This is a genomic window from Actinokineospora sp. NBRC 105648, assembly GCF_030269645.1.
Lineage (GTDB): Bacteria > Actinomycetota > Actinomycetes > Mycobacteriales > Pseudonocardiaceae > Actinokineospora.
Genome location: NZ_BSTR01000042.1, coordinates 38734 through 54144 on the forward strand (window position 1 = coordinate 38734; position 15411 = coordinate 54144).

A 15411-nucleotide genomic window follows, 5' to 3' on the forward strand; every position below is an offset into this window, starting at 1 on the left:
CGACACGAAGGGCTACCGCCGAGCCGCCCACACCCTGGCCACTACCGCAGCCAGGATCGCCTTCCTCCACAACCTCGCCCCACCACCTGACCAACCCCCGACACATCAACAACAAGATCAGTTACGAGACACCCCTAGCCGATCGCCACCGTCACCGGACGTCGCGGCGCATGCAGACCCGCAGCGCGGGATCAAGCCCGATCAGCGCCTCCCGCGCCACCACCTCCCGCAACGCCTCGGACGGCTCAACCACCCGAAACCCCAACCGCTCGTAGTACGGCGCGTTCCACGGCACGTCCCGGAAGGTCGTCAGCGTCACCGCGGGCATCCCCTGTCCCCACGCCCACGCCCCCACGTGGGTGAGCAGGTGGCCACCGAACCCGCGCCCCCGGTAGTCCGGGTGCACGCTCACCTCCGCCACGTGCGCACACCCACCGACCTCCTCGGCCAACAGGAACCCGGCCACCACCAGCGACTCGATCCACACCCAGGCCCGGTGCTCGTCGGCGAACGCACCCAACACCTCATCCGGCGGCGTGGGCATGTCGGCGATCTCGTCCATCCCGACCTCGCGGAACATCTCCCCAGCCGCCCACGAGACCTCCCGGATCCGCTCGAAGTGGTGAGGACTCGCGGTGGTGATCACCGCCCCAACCTAGCCCGCCCGCCGGGACCGGGCCTCCCGTTTGACGCGGGCGAGCAGCCCGCTGCCGCAGTACCAGCGGATCGCCGAACCTGCCAGGTCAGGGCTCGCCGTGGGACCCCGTTGCGGCGTTAGCAGTCGCGTCGGTAGAGTGCTAGTCGTACGGCACCGGTACCGCCCCGGCACCCGCGACGGCGGGGTGGCAGGAGCCGTCGGCGTGGTGTCCAATCCGGACGCCGCGCCTTGTACCTGCCAACGCTTTCGACGACCCGTGGAGGTCACAGCGGTGAGCGTGAACATCAAGCCGCTCGAGGACAAGATCGTCGTCCAGGCGAGCGAGGCCGAGGCCACGACCGCCTCCGGTCTGGTCATCCCCGACACCGCCAAGGAGAAGCCCCAGGAGGGCAAGGTCCTGGCCGTTGGCCCGGGCCGGATCGACGACAAGGGCAACCGCGTCCCGGTGGACGTGGCGGTCGGTGACGTCGTCATCTACTCCAAGTACGGCGGCACCGAGGTCAAGTACAACGGCGAGGAGTACCTGATCCTCTCCGCGCGCGACGTGCTGGCCGTCGTCAACTAAGACGGGCCCGCTGACCTGGCTGAAAACGCCCCGGCAGCCCCGTTCGGGGCCGCCGGGGCGTTGCTCGCTTCGCAACGCAAACAGATAGAGGGAGCAATGCCCAAGCAGATCAGCTTCGACGAGGACGCTCGTCGGGCGCTCGAGCGCGGTGTCAACAAGCTCGCCGACGCGGTCAAGGTCACCCTCGGCCCGCGTGGGCGGCACGTCGTGCTCGCCAAGAAGTTCGGCGGCCCCACCGTCACCAACGACGGTGTGACCATCGCCCGCGAGATCGAGCTCGAGGACTCGTTCGAGAACCTCGGCGCCCAGCTCGCCAAGAACGTCGCCACCAAGACCAACGACGTCGCCGGTGACGGCACCACCACCGCGACCGTGCTGGCCCAGGCGCTGGTGCGCGTCGGCCTGCGCAACGTCGCCGCCGGTGCGAACCCGACCGCGATCGGCAAGGGCATCCAGGCCGCCGCCGACGCGGTGGTCGCCTCGCTCAAGGCCAAGGCCACCCCGGTCAAGGGCCGCGACAACATCGCCCAGGTGGGCACCGTCGCCTCGCGCGACGCCTCGATCGGCGCGCTGCTCGGCGAGGCCATCGAGAAGGTCGGCGAGGACGGTGTGATCACCGTGGAGGAGTCCTCCACGCTGGCCACCGAGCTCGTCATCACCGAGGGCGTGCAGTTCGACAAGGGCTACGTCTCCGCGCACTTCGCGACCGACCTGGAGTCGCAGGAGGCAGTGCTGGAGGACACCTACGTCCTGCTGCACCGCGAGAAGATCTCCGCGCTGGCCGATCTGCTGCCGATCCTGGAGAAGATCGCCGAGAGCGGCAAGTCCGTGCTGATCGTGGCCGAGGACGTCGACGGCGAGGCGCTGTCCACCCTGGTGGTCAACGCCCTGCGCAAGACGATCAAGGCCGTGGCGGTCAAGGCGCCGTTCTTCGGCGACCGCCGCAAGGCGTTCCTCGACGACCTCGCCACCGTCACCGGCGGTCAGGTCATCGCGGCCGAGGTCGGTCTGAAGCTGTCCGAGGCGACCCTCGACACGCTGGGCACCGCCCGCCGCGTCGTGGTCACCAAGGACGAGACCACCCTGGTCGAGGGCGGCGGCAGCAAGGCCGACATCGCCGGGCGCGCCGAGCAGCTGCGCAAGGAGATCGAGGCCACCGACTCCGACTGGGACCGCGAGAAGCTGCAGGAGCGGCTGGCCAAGCTCTCCGGCGGGGTCGCGGTCATCAAGGTCGGCGCGGCCACCGAGACCGAGCTCTCCGAGCGCAAGCACCGCATCGAGGACGCCGTGGCGGCCACGAAGGCGGCCGTCGAGGAGGGCATCGTCCCCGGCGGCGGCGCCGCGCTGGTCCAGGTCGCCAAGGAGCTCGAGGGCAACCTCGGCCTCACCGGCGACGAGGCGACCGGTGTCGCCATCGTCCGCGAGGCGCTGTCCGCGCCGCTGTTCTGGATCGCCGCGAACGGCGGCCAGGAGGGCGCGGTCGTGGTGAACAAGGTCCGCGAGCTCCCGTGGGGCCAGGGCTTCAACGCCGCCAAGCTCACCTACGGCGACCTGCTCGCCGACGGTGTCGTGGACCCGGTCAAGGTCACCCGCTCCGCGGTGGCCAACGCCGCCTCCATCGCCCGCATGGTGCTCACCACCGAGAGCGCGGTCGTGGAGAAGAAGGCCGACGAGCCCGCCGCCACCGGGCACGGGCACGGCCACGGTCACTGATCCACCGCACTACCCACCGCACGGGGAAGGGCCCGGTCGCTCGCCGACCGGGCCCTTCCCGCGTCCGGGGCTACTTCGCCACGGCCAGCGTGCGCTTCTCGGTCTTGATGATCGCCTCCCGCTCGGACTCGGAGAGCCCGCCCCAGATCCCGTACGGCTCGTGCACGGCGAGCGCGTGGCTGCGGCACAGCGACAGCACGGGGCAGGCCTGGCAGATCGCCTTGGCCTTGGCCTCCCGGCGCGCCCTGGCAGGCCCGCGCTCGCCGTCGGGATGGAAGAAGAACGCGCTGTCCATGCCTCTGCACGAACCGTCGAGCTGCCAGTCCCACACGTCGGCGTTCGGACCGGGAAGCCTGCGAGTGTCCGCCATGGTGGCCGCCTCCTGACGAGTGGATGTCGGAGTCAATACTCCATTCGGTGCAGCGGGTTACACGCTAGAACCGCGCCAATACTTGTTCAAGGGTGATCGACTCTTTGGTTGCCCGATTCAGCCGATCGGCATCACCCGGTCGACGCAGCGTGGTCAACTATCCGGTTGCCGGACACCCCTGGTCACCCGACGATGGGTGTGTGGTGACCAAATCCGACGCCGTGCGACCAGGTGGACCTACCGAGGGTGGGTCACCGCGGGCGGACGGGCCGATATCGGAGCCCACATTGCCGGTCGCGGCGGTCGCGCGCAGGCTCGGCGTGGCCCCGTCGACGCTGCGGACCTGGGACCGCCGGTACGGCCTGGGACCCGCCGACCACGCCACCGGGACGCACCGCCGCTACGGCCCCGCCGACATCGCCCGGCTGGAGACCATGCGCCGCGCGCTGCTCAAGGGGGCCGCGCCCGCCGAGGCCGCCCAGTACGCCTTGCGGACCCCCGTGGCGGACCAGGACGGTCTGGGGAGCCGAGATCACGCCCCTGATCACGCCCCTGGTCCGGAGAGCCTGGACCACGAGCCCACGCCGGTCCGCCGCCCCGGTGGCCGCGGGCTCCCGCTGCCGGGCGGTTCGCCCGCCGCGCGCGGGCTGGTCCGGGCGGCGATGGCCATGGACGACCGCGCCGTGCAACGGCTGATCGGCGAGGCCATCGAGGTCGGCGGGGTCGTCGAGGCCTGGGACGGGGTGGTGCGGCCGGTGCTCAACGCCATCGCGGCGCGCTGGGCCCACGCAGGCGACTGCGTGGAGGTCGAGCACCTGGTCAACGAGTGCGTGCTGGCGGCCATGGTGCGCGCGACCCCGCCGGTGCCCGCGCCCCGCAACGCCCGCCCAGTACTGCTGTGCTGCGCCCCAGGCGAGACGCACAGCCTCCCGCTCTACGTCCTGCGTGCCGCCCTCGCCCAGCACGACATCGGCACCCTGATGCTCGGTGCGGCCGTCCCCGGCGCCGCCCTGGCCACCGCCGTCCGCCGGACCGCGCCCGCCGCGGTCGTCGTGTGGGCGCAGTTGGCGGGCAACGCCGACGCCGACTCGCTGGTCGCGGTGCCGCGCACGGGCAGGCGCTCGCGCCTGTTCGCCTGCGGTCCCGGGTGGGCCGAGGTCGACCTGCCCGAACGGGCCGAGCGGCTCGACGACCTCGCCGGCGCGCTGGGGCGGATCGGGGCCCACGTCCTGGGTGAACCGGATTCAGCCGCGTGAGTGACCCCGTTCGTGCGTCGCCGTGGGACGCCGCCTTCGGTTCCCGACCAGGTGACGTCCCCCAGACGGAGGGTTTGGCGCGCGGGGAGGCTTGGCTGGCGGCGGTAGCTCTCGGTGGTCGCGGCGACTACGCCGCTGCGGTCGCGGTGCTGGCCCCGCTGGTCGGTGGGAGCGACCCGGTGATCGCCGCGCTGGCCGCGGCGACCCTCGCCTCGCACCGCAGGCAGCTCGGCGGGCACGCCGCCGCGCGGGCCCTCGACGGCCACGGCCTGCGCAGGCTCGCCGAGGCCGGGCTGTTGACCACCGGGCAATCCCGGCAAGATCACCACGAGCGCCCGGACGGCCTCGGCCGGGACGGCGCCGACGCCCGGGCGGCCCGCTCGGACGTCCTGCTGGGGCTCGCCGCCGACGCGGTCGGGCTCGGCCGGGTCGGCGAGGCGCGGGCGCTCTTCGGAATCGAGTCGGCCTCGCCCGACGCGGGGTGGCGCGCGGTCGTCCGGCGGGGCTGGGTGGCCGCCGAGATCGAGCTGGTGGCCGGTGCGGCGAGCGCGGCGGTGGCGCGGGCGCGGGCGGCCGCCGCGGCTGCGGCCAGATCGGGATCGGTTCGCCACCGGGTCAAGTCGGCGCTCGTGCTGGGGGCCGCGCTGGCGGCCGCGGGAGAGCGCGCCGAGGCGCTGGAGCTGATCTCCGGTTGCCGGTCGGAATCGATCACGCACGGGCTCCGGCCGCTGCGCTGGCCGAGCGCCCTGGTGCTGGCCGACCTCGACCCGGACCGGGCGTCCGCACACCGGACTGAAGCGTCCGCGACCCTGCACTGTGTGTTACGACACTCCGACCCCGAGGGCAGGCGGCTGGCCCTCGGCTCGCCATGGCTCCCGACCTCGGGTTTTGATCTTGCTCCGAACAGGTGAACCCACCGAGACGGTCATCCGGTGGATTGGTTGACAGATTTACCACCGAATCGTGTCAAGGTTCGGGCCGTGGCGTCCGATAGGGGAAATGGAACGTCACTCGGCTGCAGGAAGGAGTCCCCGTGACGACGGTCTTGATCTGCGACGACCGCCGCAGCGTGCGGGAGGGCTTGACCCGTGTCATGTCTGCTGTACCAGGGGTCAGTCGCATCGACTGCGTAGCGCACGGTGACGAGTTGCTCGCCCGCTTCTCCCGGCAGCCGGTCGATGTCGTCCTCGTCGGCACTCAGCGCGCTGTCCCGACCGGGGTCGAAGCCACTCGTCGGCTCGTCTCCGCCAACCCGCAGGCGAACGTCATCGTCTTCGGCGCACCCGACGACGCGGGCAGCATCGCCGCGGCCATCGCGGGCGGCGCTCGCGGCTACCTCCGCTGGGACGCCTCGCGTCCCGAGCTGGTCGCCGCGCTCGCGCACACGCTGGCCAGCACCTCGGTACCGGCACCCCGCCAACCCTCCGACCCAGGTGTCCAGCTCACCGACCGCGAGCTCCAGGTGTTGCGCGGCATGAGCCAGGGCAAGAGCAACGGCCAGATCGGCCGCGAGCTCTACCTGTCGGAGGACACCGTGAAAACCCACGCCCGGCGGCTCTTCCGCAAGCTGGGCGTGCGCGACCGCGCACAGGCGGTGGCTCATGGGTTCCGGCGCGGCCTGGTCTCCTAGGGACCACAGCGTCGGCGACGAGCCGTGCGTGCCCGTTGCGGAACGGGCACGCACGGCTCGTCGTGCGTGCCCACCCGGGCAGATCGGACTCCCGGGGCGCTCGCGCGCCAGCTACTGTGTCCTGTGCCACTGCCGCCACCGCGGCGCCCAGCCGCGGCGCCGTCGTCCACCACAGCCCCCGCGGGGCCACCGAACAGGGCGGTACGGTGGTCATCGAGCCGGGGAACGGACTCGGTTCGGTGTCCTTGAGTTGACCACATTCGTAACACCAGGGCTGCATTCTGCGATGACCACATTGGGGGACGGACTGGACGCGTCGGTGAGCGCTGCCGTCGAGGGTGATCCTCGAGCGGTCGAACGCGTGCTCGCGTCTGTTCGGCCCCTCGTGGTGCGGTACTGCCGCGCCCGCGTCGGTAGGCAGGAGCGATCGTTCGCCTCGGCGGACGACGTGGCACAGGAGGTGTGTCTCGCGGTGTTGACGGCCCTGCCCGGCTACCGCGACCAAGGCCGCCCATTCCTGGCCTTCGTGTACGGGATCGCCGCGCACAAGGTCGCCGACGCGCACCGCGCCTCGGCGCGTAACCGATCGGAGCCCGTCGCCGACGTACCCGACGAACCGGAGACCGAGGCGGGGCCCGAGCAACGGGCCATGCAAGGCGAGTTGTCGAGGCGGATGAGCGAACTGCTGCGGGTACTGCCGGACAAGCAGCGCGAGATCGTGGTGCTGCGCGTGGTGGTCGGCCTGTCAGCCGAGGAGACCGCGGAGGCGGTGGGGTCGACGCCCGGCGCGGTTCGGGTGGCTCAACACCGGGCACTTGCCCGGTTGCGGAAGACTTTGTCGGCGGAGGAGGTGGCCTGAGTGCCCGATCAGAGCGATCGCGATGAGCGCGGTGTGGACGAGGTGACATCGTCGCCCCCCGCCCGCGGTGAGCACTCCAACGTGACCCCGGTCGCGTTCGGGTCCGGTCTCCGGCTCGACGACGAGTACGACCTCGACCAGCTCGCCGACCTCGAGGACTCCGACGACGCGGTCGACATCTCCCGCGTGCACGCCGACGACGCCTTCCTCGACGCCCTCGGAGCCGCCGTGCGCGGTGACCGCGGTACCGGTGGCCTGGGCGGCCTCGACTCGGACCTGCCCGACGACATCCGCGACGACGACCTCGCGGCCCTGCTCACCTCCTGGCGCGACGAGGTCGACTCGACGCCCATCGGCGAGCTGGTCGACACCAAGCTGGCGGTGGCCACCGTGTTCGCCGCCAAGCACCGCAAGCGGCGCAGACCCCGGCTGCTCGTGCCGTTCGCCGCCGCGGCCGCCGTGCTGGCCATCGCCTTCACCGGCGCGGGTCTGGCCGCCCGCGACGCCCAGCCCGGCGACACCCTGTGGGGCCTGACCAAGGTCCTCTACGCCGACCACGCCCGTTCCGTCGAGGCCGCCGCCTCCGTGCGCCAGGACCTCGACATCGCCCAGACCGCCCTCGCCGAGGGCAAGGTCGCCGAGGCGAAGTCCAAGCTCGAGGACGCCCAGAAGGGGCTCCCCGCCATCGCGAACGAGGATGGCGCCGCCGAACTGGCCGCCACCCACGCCGACCTGGTCTCCCAGCTGCCCGGCGCCCCCGCGAACGGCGTGCAGCTGCCGCCTTCGGCCTCGCCGAGCACCGCCCCGCCCGCGCCCACGACGCAGCAGCCGTCCTCCGTGCAGGTGACCGTCGTCCCGGTGCCCCCCGTGACCACCCAGCCGACGACGACCCCGCCCGCGCCGACCACCGAGCCCACGACGCAGCCCACGACGACTACCGCGCCGGAGCCCTCGGACACACCGACGCAGCCGCAGAGCGAGGCACCGCGGGTCAACGAGCCCGGCAGCAGCCCTGTGGAGTCGGGGCAGGGTCAACCGCTCACCGAGACCGGTACGACTACCACCAGCCCGTAGCAGCACGCAGGAAGGGCCCGCCGGATGTCCGGCGGGCCCTTCCTGGTGTCTGTAGGTCTCTTCCTGCCGCGCAAGCCTCTTAGAGGGCGTTCTCGTTCTCGCTGGCGGTGACGCCGTCCGCGTAGCCCCGGCAGTACTCCCAGCTGACGTAGGCCGACGGGTCCGGGTCGAACGCGGGCTCGTGCGGGCGCATCTTGCCGTCGTTGAGCAGCTGCTCGAGGCTCGCCGCCAGCAGCGCCCAGTCGTGGTAGTGCGGCTCCTCGCACTCACCGCAGTCGACCACGATGCCGCGCACCCCGCGCGACTGGAGCAGCGCCTGGTAGACCGCGAGGTCGGTCAGGTCGGCGAGCAGCTCTTCGCGTTCCTCGTGGCTCATCGGCGGGCCTGCCTCGTCATCGGGCTCGTCGAGCGCCCGGGCGGGATCGTCCGGGTCGCCCGCGAACGGGTCGGGCGGCAGCGCCCCGCGCGGGTCCCCGGCGGGGCGTTCGTCCCACGGGCCACCGGGGAGCGGGTTGGGGGGAACTGCGTCATGCGCCACGACCACGCACGGTACCGGGCGGGGCCAAGGGACTGCCCGGATACCATGGGCGAACCGGCCCGGCCGCGCGTGCACGCGGGCCAACGGCGCGGTAGCAGGCCACCCCCGAACCCCCGGCTCGGCCACCGGGTCCGCACGCCCCGCAGGAAGGTCCGCCACCCACCATGACCAGCGAGCTCAACGCCGACGGGGTTCCGCCCAAGTTCGCCACCCTCGGGCTCACCTTCGACGACGTCCTGCTGCAGCCCGCGCAGTCCGATGTGATCCCCAGCACGGTCGACACCGCGACCCGGATCTCGCGCAACGTCACGCTGCGCATCCCGCTCGCCTCGGCGGCCATGGACACCGTCACCGAGGCCCGGATGGCCATCGCGATGGCCCGCCAGGGCGGCATCGGCATCCTGCAGCGCAACCTCTCGATCGAGGAGCAGGCCCGGCAGGCCGAGACGGTCAAGCGGTCCGAGGCGGGCATGGTCACCGACCCGGTCACCTGCTCCCCCGGCGACACCCTCGCCGAGGTCGACTCGATGTGCGCCCGCTACCGGATCTCCGGTCTGCCGGTCACCGACGCCGAGGGCACCCTGGTCGGCATCATCACCAACCGGGACATGCGCTTCGAGGTCGACCACACCCGCCTGGTCAGCGAGGTCATGACCAAGGGCCCGCTGGTCACCGCGCAGGTCGGGGTCTCCGCCGAGGCCGCGCTGGGCCTGCTGCGCAGGCACAAGGTGGAGAAGCTGCCGATCGTCGACGGCGAGGGCAAGCTGCGCGGCCTGATCACCGTCAAGGACTTCGTCAAGACCGAGCAGTACCCCAACGCCACCAAGGACCCGGACGGCAGGCTGATCTGCGGCGCCGCGGTCGGCGTCGGCGAGGACGGCTACAAGCGCGCGATGACCCTGTTCGACGCCGGGGTGGACGTGTTGATGGTCGACACCGCGCACGGGCACTCCCGCGCGGTCCTCGACATCGTCGCCCGGCTGAAGAAGGAGCTCGGCGACGCGGTGGACGTCGTCGGCGGCAACGTCGCCACCCGCGCGGGCGCGCAGGCCATGGTCGACGCGGGCGCGGACGGGGTGAAGGTCGGCGTCGGCCCCGGCTCGATCTGCACCACCCGCGTGGTCGCGGGCGTCGGCGTGCCGCAGATCACCGCCATCTACGAGGCCTCGCTCGCCGCGGGTCCGGCCCGGATCCCGGTCATCGGCGACGGCGGCATCCAGTACTCGGGCGACATCGCCAAGGCCATCGCCGCGGGCGCCAGCTCGGTCATGCTGGGCAGCCTGCTTGCGGGCACCGCCGAGGCGCCGGGCGAGCTGGTCCTGGTCAACGGGAAGCAGTTCAAGAGCTACCGGGGCATGGGCTCGCTGGGCGCGATGAAGTCGCGCGGCGAGGCCAAGAGCTACTCCAAGGACCGCTACGCCCAGGACGACGTGCTCTCCGACGACAAGCTCGTCCCCGAGGGCATCGAGGGGCGGGTGCCCTTCCGCGGCCCGCTCTCGCAGGTGGTGTTCCAGCTCGTCGGCGGCCTGCGCGCGGGCATGGGCTTCACCGGCTCGCGCACCATCGCCGACCTGCAGCGGGCGCAGCTCATCCGGATCACGGCCGCGGGGCTCAAGGAGAGCCACCCGCACGACATCACGATGACCGTCGAAGCGCCGAACTACACCACTCGCTGACCTCTTAGCGCTTCCCGAAAGGAACACCCCCAGTGCGGGATCTTGTCGACATCGGCATGGGCCGGACGGCCCGGCGCGCCTTCGGGCTCGACGAGGTGGAGATCGTGCCGTCGCGGCGCACCCGCTCGTCCAAGGACGTCTCCACCACCTGGCAGATCGACGCCTACCGGTTCGACATCCCGCTGGTCACCCACCCGACCGACGCGATCGTCTCGCCCGCCACCGCGGTGGCCGTCGGCGAGCTGGGCGGGCTCGGGGTGCTCAACGCCGAGGGCCTGTGGGCGCGGCACCCGAACGTCGAGGAGACGCTGGCCCGGCTGGTCGCCGCCGCCGAGGAGGGCGAGGACCCGGCCGCGCTGGTGCGGGTGCTGCAGGAGCTGCACGCCGCGCCGCTGCGGATCGACCTGATCACCGAGGCGGTCAAGCAGGTCCGCGACTCCGGGGTGACCGTGGCGGTCCGGGTGAGCCCGCAGCGGGCCTCCGAGCTGACCCCCGACCTGCTGGCCGCGGGCGTGGAGATCCTGGTGGTGCAGGGCACGATCGTCTCCGCCGAGCACGTGGCCCGCGACTCCAACGACTCCGACGCCCCGCTGAACCTCAAGAGCTTCATCGCCGACCTGGACGTGCCGGTGATCGCGGGCGGGGTGCACGACTACCGCACTGCGATGCACCTCATGCGCACGGGCGCGGCGGGCGTGATCGTCGGCTACGGGCACTGCGACGGCGTCACCACGACCGACAGCTCGCTGGGCATCGGGGTCCCGATGGCCACCGCGATCGTCGACGCCGCCGCCGCCCGGCGGGACTACCTCGACGAGACCGGCGGCCGGTACGTGCACGTGATCGCCGACGGCGACGTGCACGCCAGCGGCGACATCGCCAAGTCGATCGCCTGCGGCGCCGACGCGGTCATGCTCGGCGCGCCGCTCGCGCTGGCCGCCGAGGCGCCCGGTCGGGGCCTGTACTGGACCTCGGCGGCGGCCCACCCGTCGCTGCCGCGCAGCCGGGTGCTGCCGGTGGCCGAGGACATCGAGGTCGACCTCAAGACGCTGCTGTTCGGCCCGTCCGCGGACGCCGACGGCCTGGTCAACCTGTTCGGCGCGCTGCGCAGGTCGATGGCCAAGACCGGCTACTCCGACCTCAAGGAGTTCCAGAAGGTCGGCCTGACGGTCCGCTCGTGAGGCGGGTCCTCGCCGCGGCGGGTGGGCTGACCCTGGCCGTGCCCGCCGACGGCGACGCCGAGCTGATGGCCGCGGGCTGGGACTCGGCGTTCGACGTCGACCCCGACGACCGCCCGCAGGCGCCGCCGGTCGGGTTGGTCAGGGCCGTCTTGCTCGACTCGCCGACCAGTGAGCTGCTCGGCCAGCTGAGTTGGCACCAGGTCGGCTGGGGCCGCACCCGGGCGTGCGCGGCGTGGAACCTCGGTATCGCGCTCTTGCCCGCCGCGCGTGGGCGAGGCGCGGGTGTGGGGTCCTTGCGGCTGTTGATCGAGCACCTCTTCGCCACCACCGACCTGGATCGCGTAGAGGCCGCGACAGACGTGGACAACGCTGCCGCCCGGCGAGCGCTAACCGCAGCTGGGTTGCGCGAAGAGGGCATCGTGCGCGGCGCACAGCTGCGCGGGGGCGTGCGGCGGGACCTGGTTCTGCTCGGGCTGCTCAGGAGCGACCTGGACTGTTACTCCAGGTCACAGAAAAATCCGTTCGGACCCTAGCCGGGGTCCCGACCAGCGCATAACCTCAGTCCATGGGCGCGCAACTCACCGGTAACAAGCCGGACTTCGACGTCGTCGTGGTCGGCTCGGGCTTCGGCGGCAGCGTCGCCGCACTGCGGCTGACCGAGAAGGGCTACCGGGTCGCGGTGGTGGAGGCCGGTCGCCGGTTCGCCGACGACGAGTTCGCCAAGACGTCCTGGGACATCCGGAACTACCTGTGGGCGCCGCGGCTCGGGTGCTTCGGCATCCAGCGCATCCACCTGCTCAAGGACGTCCTGGTGCTCGCGGGCGCGGGGGTCGGCGGCGGGTCGCTGGTGTACGCGAACACGCTCTACCGGCCGCTCAAGCCGTTCTACGCCGACCGCCAGTGGGCGCACATCACCGACTGGGAGTCCGAGCTCGGCCCGCACTACGACCAGGCGTCCCGGATGCTCGGCGTGGTCACCAACCCGACGGTGACGCCGTCGGACGAGGTGATGCGCAAGGTCGCGGCCGACATGGGCGTGGCCGACACCTACCACCCGACCCCGGTGGGCGTGTACTTCGGCGCGGCGGGCAAGCGGGCGGCCGACCCGTACTTCGGCGGCGCGGGACCGGAACGCACGGGGTGCACCGAGTGCGGGTCGTGCATGACCGGGTGCCGGGTGGGGGCCAAGAACACATTGGTCAAGAACTACCTGTACCTCGCGGAGAAGGGTGGGGCGCAGGTCATCCCGCTCACCACCGTCACCAGCGTGCGCCCGCGCGGGGATGGCTCTTACGAGATCGACGTGCGCAAGACCGGTACGCGGTCGAAGAAGTTCCGCTCCACCATCACCGCAGGGCAGGTAGTCCTAGCGGCGGGCACGTGGGGCACGCAGAACCTCTTGCACGACATGCGTGATTCCGGCACCCTGCCGAGGCTTTCCGCGCGGCTGGGCGAGCTGACCCGCACCAACTCCGAGGCGATCCTCGGCGCGGGCCGCACCTCGGTCGACCCCGAACACGACTACAGCCGCGGTGTGGCGATCACGTCCTCGATCCACCCGGACGAGACGACGCACATCGAACCGGTGCGCTACGGCAAGGGCAGCAACGCGATGAGCCTGCTGCAGACGATCGCCACCGACGGCGCGTCGCCCGTCCCGCGGTACCGGCAGGCGCTCCGGTTCATGCTCCGGCACCCGGTGCAGACCGCACAGCTGCTGCAGGGCTACCGGTGGAGCGAGCGGACGGTGATCTTGCTCGTCATGCAGAGCCTGGACAACTCGATCACCACCTACACCCGGCGCGGGCTGTTCGGGCGGCGCCGGTACACCTCCAGGCAGGGCCACGGCGAACCCAACCCGTCGTTCATCCCGGCCGGGCACGAGGCCAACCAGCTCACCGCCAAGCACATCGGCGGCATGGCGGGCGGCACCTGGGGCGACCTGGTCGACGTCCCGATCACCGCGCACTTCATCGGCGGCTGCGCGATGGGCGGCAGCGCCGAGGACGGCGTGATCGATCCCTACCACCGCGTCTACGACTACCCAGGTATCTCCGTGGTCGACGGTTCCGCGATCACCGCGAACCTGGGCGTGAACCCGTCGCTGACGATCACCGCCCAGGCCGAGCGCGCGTTCTCGCTTTGGCCCAACAAGGGCGACGCGGACCCACGTCCCCGGCAGGGGGCCGCCTACGAACGACTCACCCCGGTCGCCCCGATCCGGCCCGCGGTCCCGGCCGAGGCGCCGGGTGCGCTCCGGCTACCGATCGTGCGCGTCAACGGCGCTCCGCGCGAAACCGCCGTCCGCCAGCCCTGACTGACACGCCGGTCACGCGCGGGGGTTCGACGCCGAGGACAATCGGGCTATGAGCCCGCGCAGCAAAGGTCGCAAGACCGCTCACAAGCCAGTTGGCGGCCCCAGGCTGGTGGAGGGAGGTCAAGAGGCGTGCGACTGCCCTGACTGCCAGGGGCTGCCCACACGAGTGAGCGCTCTGATCGACGAGCTGCTCAAGACCGGGGCGGCGCTGGCGACATCGCCGGACCCACTGGACACCGAGCTGATCGCGGCCTCGTTCCTCAGTATCGGGACGCTCGCGGCGGAGGCGTTCGCCGACGCTCTCGTGCAGGTACTCATACCGGACATCGAGGCCCGCGGCGGCGTCGGCGCGGTGGCGCTGCTGCTCTGCCTCGGCGCCATCGCAGGGGACGCCCGTTCGTCCGAAGCCGCTGCCGCGGCTGCCGGCCGGCTCGTCCGCTCGGGCGCGCCCGAGCCCGCCTGGGCCGCTGAGCTGGCGACGCCGGTCCGAGCGACGGATCTGGTGCGGCTCACGAGCGGGCACGCGGCCCCGTCGATGCTCGTTGGCGTGTTCCACCGGGCGCGGCGGTCGCACGCCGTCCTGGTGGCCGTTGACCCAGACGGCGTGGCGCAGGGCGTCTTCCTCACCGGTGCGCGTGAGCTCCCCGACATCGTGCGGGCCATCGCGGCGAGTGGAGACCTCCGGCCTGAGGCGATCAGTCCGGCCGAGTACCGGCTGCTGCTGGAACAGGCCTTGGACGCCCGGCTGGACCGCGACCTGACCGAGGGGCTCGCCGAGCTCTCGGAGGACGAGGAGGACGGCCCTGGCTACAGCACCCTGTCGGTGCTGCTGCGCGCCCGCTTGGCCACCCTGCCCTGGCCGGAGGACCTCGCGGCGGAGGTGCCGGACGCCGTCGTCCTGCCCTACCGGAAGCCGCCCCGGCGGCGGTCGTCCGGGCAGGCCCCGGTGTACCAGCTCAAGATCGGCCTATCCGGTGCCAAGCCGCCGATCTGGCGCAGGCTGGAGGTTCCCGCCGACACCACCCTCGCCGGGCTGCACCAGGTGATCCAGCGCTCGTTCGACTGGGACGACAGCCACCTGCACGAGTTCGAGACCCCGTTCGGCGAGTTCGGCGTGCCGGAGCAGGGGCTCGGGCACCCGGCCACGACCTCGGTGACGCTGGAGCAGGTCGCCCCGGGCGCTGGGGCGAGGTTCGGCTACCGGTACGACTTCGGGGACAGCTGGGCCCACGACATCCTGGTCGAGAAGGTGCTCGACCGGCGGCCCGACGTCGCCTACCCCCGGTGCACCGGGGGCAGGCGCGCGGCGCCCCCGGAGGACTGCGGCGGCCTGTGGGGCTACGCCGGGCTCGTCGAGACGCTGGCGGACCCGGCCCACGAGGACCACGCCGAGCTGCTCAGGTGGCTCGGGATCGCCGACGCGGCCGAGTTCGACCCGGCTCGGTTCAGCGCCGCCGAGGTGACCGAGGCCCTGTCCGACCTGCGCTGACCGCGAGGTTGTCCACAATGCCGTGAGTCGTCCACCGGTCGCGGGCCGACCCTGTACCGAGGCGCCGACCGGTGGCAGTGTTGCG

The 15411-nt window shown here is 72.2% G+C and carries 15 protein-coding genes; 12 read left to right on the forward strand and 3 right to left on the reverse strand.

What is annotated here, in order from left to right; translation table 11 throughout:
• Positions 1-151: 151 nt before the first annotated feature.
• On the reverse strand, positions 152-646 hold the full coding sequence (locus QSK30_RS28115; RefSeq protein WP_285507328.1) for a GNAT family N-acetyltransferase: 495 nt from the start codon (positions 644-646) through the stop codon (positions 152-154).
• A 283-nt stretch (positions 647-929) separates the two neighbouring features.
• Between QSK30_RS28115 and groES the strand changes: the two genes are divergently transcribed.
• Both groES and groL read left to right on the forward strand, forming a co-directional pair.
• On the forward strand, positions 930-1223 hold the full coding sequence (groES, locus tag QSK30_RS28120; protein WP_091384212.1) for a co-chaperone GroES: 294 nt from the start codon (positions 930-932) through the stop codon (positions 1221-1223).
• 96 nt (positions 1224-1319) lie between these two features.
• Positions 1320-2936 (forward strand): chaperonin GroEL, encoded by a 1617-nt coding sequence (gene groL, locus QSK30_RS28125; protein WP_285507332.1) that lies wholly within the window; start codon positions 1320-1322, stop codon positions 2934-2936.
• A gap of 70 nt (positions 2937-3006) precedes the next feature.
• Here the strand turns inward: groL and QSK30_RS28130 are convergent, their stop codons facing one another.
• The gene (locus tag QSK30_RS28130) at positions 3007-3306 is read right to left on the reverse strand and encodes a WhiB family transcriptional regulator (protein ID WP_092777779.1); all 300 of its coding nucleotides are present in this window, start codon (positions 3304-3306) and stop codon (positions 3007-3009) included.
• 287 nt (positions 3307-3593) lie between these two features.
• On the opposite strand from QSK30_RS28130, the gene QSK30_RS28135 reads away from it, so the two are divergent.
• From QSK30_RS28135 to QSK30_RS28155, 5 genes are all read left to right on the forward strand, one after another.
• The gene (locus tag QSK30_RS28135) at positions 3594-4562 is read left to right on the forward strand and encodes a MerR family transcriptional regulator (protein WP_285507334.1); all 969 of its coding nucleotides are present in this window, start codon (positions 3594-3596) and stop codon (positions 4560-4562) included.
• Positions 4559-5473, forward strand: a complete 915-nt coding sequence (locus QSK30_RS28140) for a hypothetical protein (RefSeq protein WP_285507335.1) — start codon at positions 4559-4561, stop codon at positions 5471-5473. The genes QSK30_RS28135 and QSK30_RS28140 overlap by 4 nt, the downstream gene beginning before the upstream one ends.
• A gap of 122 nt (positions 5474-5595) precedes the next feature.
• The gene (locus tag QSK30_RS28145; RefSeq protein WP_018682728.1) at positions 5596-6192 is read left to right on the forward strand and encodes a response regulator transcription factor; all 597 of its coding nucleotides are present in this window, start codon (positions 5596-5598) and stop codon (positions 6190-6192) included.
• 286 nt (positions 6193-6478) lie between these two features.
• The gene (locus QSK30_RS28150; RefSeq protein ID WP_285507337.1) at positions 6479-7051 is read left to right on the forward strand and encodes a sigma-70 family RNA polymerase sigma factor; all 573 of its coding nucleotides are present in this window, start codon (positions 6479-6481) and stop codon (positions 7049-7051) included.
• A complete protein-coding gene (locus QSK30_RS28155) occupies positions 7052-8125 on the forward strand; it encodes an anti-sigma-D factor RsdA (RefSeq protein ID WP_285507338.1) in 1074 nt (357 codons plus the stop codon).
• 79 nt (positions 8126-8204) lie between these two features.
• Here QSK30_RS28155 and QSK30_RS28160 read toward each other — a convergent pair whose 3' ends face one another.
• On the reverse strand, positions 8205-8582 hold the full coding sequence (locus tag QSK30_RS28160; protein ID WP_285507385.1) for a DUF5319 domain-containing protein: 378 nt from the start codon (positions 8580-8582) through the stop codon (positions 8205-8207).
• 245 nt (positions 8583-8827) lie between these two features.
• Between QSK30_RS28160 and guaB the strand changes: the two genes are divergently transcribed.
• The 5 genes from guaB to QSK30_RS28185 all read left to right on the forward strand — a co-directional run bounded on the left by guaB (position 8828) and on the right by QSK30_RS28185 (position 15326).
• Positions 8828-10339, forward strand: coding sequence for an IMP dehydrogenase (guaB, locus tag QSK30_RS28165; RefSeq protein WP_285507339.1), 1512 nt, complete (start codon positions 8828-8830; stop codon positions 10337-10339).
• A 32-nt stretch (positions 10340-10371) separates the two neighbouring features.
• Entirely contained in the window at positions 10372-11520 is a 1149-nt protein-coding gene (locus QSK30_RS28170) for a GuaB3 family IMP dehydrogenase-related protein (RefSeq protein ID WP_285507342.1), read from the forward strand.
• Positions 11517-12053, forward strand: a complete 537-nt coding sequence (locus QSK30_RS28175; protein WP_285507344.1) for a GNAT family N-acetyltransferase — start codon at positions 11517-11519, stop codon at positions 12051-12053. Before QSK30_RS28170 ends, QSK30_RS28175 begins: the two co-directional genes overlap by 4 nt.
• A 32-nt stretch (positions 12054-12085) precedes the next feature.
• Positions 12086-13837, forward strand: a complete 1752-nt coding sequence (locus tag QSK30_RS28180) for a GMC family oxidoreductase (RefSeq protein WP_285507346.1) — start codon at positions 12086-12088, stop codon at positions 13835-13837.
• A 166-nt stretch (positions 13838-14003) separates the two neighbouring features.
• Positions 14004-15326: an IS1096 element passenger TnpR family protein gene (locus QSK30_RS28185; RefSeq protein ID WP_285507347.1), complete on the forward strand. Its 1323-nt coding sequence runs from the start codon at positions 14004-14006 to the stop codon at positions 15324-15326.
• Positions 15327-15411 lie beyond the last annotated feature (85 nt).

Coding starts and splice junctions, on each gene's coding strand:
- groL (WP_285507332.1), top strand. CDS start 1,320: ATGCCCAAGCAGATCAGCTTCGACGAGGACGCTCGTCGGGCGCTCGAG.
- QSK30_RS28150 (WP_285507337.1), top strand. CDS start 6,479: ATGACCACATTGGGGGACGGACTGGACGCGTCGGTGAGCGCTGCCGTC.
- QSK30_RS28130 (WP_092777779.1), bottom strand. CDS start 3,306: ATGGCGGACACTCGCAGGCTTCCCGGTCCGAACGCCGACGTGTGGGAC.
- QSK30_RS28180 (WP_285507346.1), top strand. CDS start 12,086: ATGGGCGCGCAACTCACCGGTAACAAGCCGGACTTCGACGTCGTCGTG.
- guaB (WP_285507339.1), top strand. CDS start 8,828: ATGACCAGCGAGCTCAACGCCGACGGGGTTCCGCCCAAGTTCGCCACC.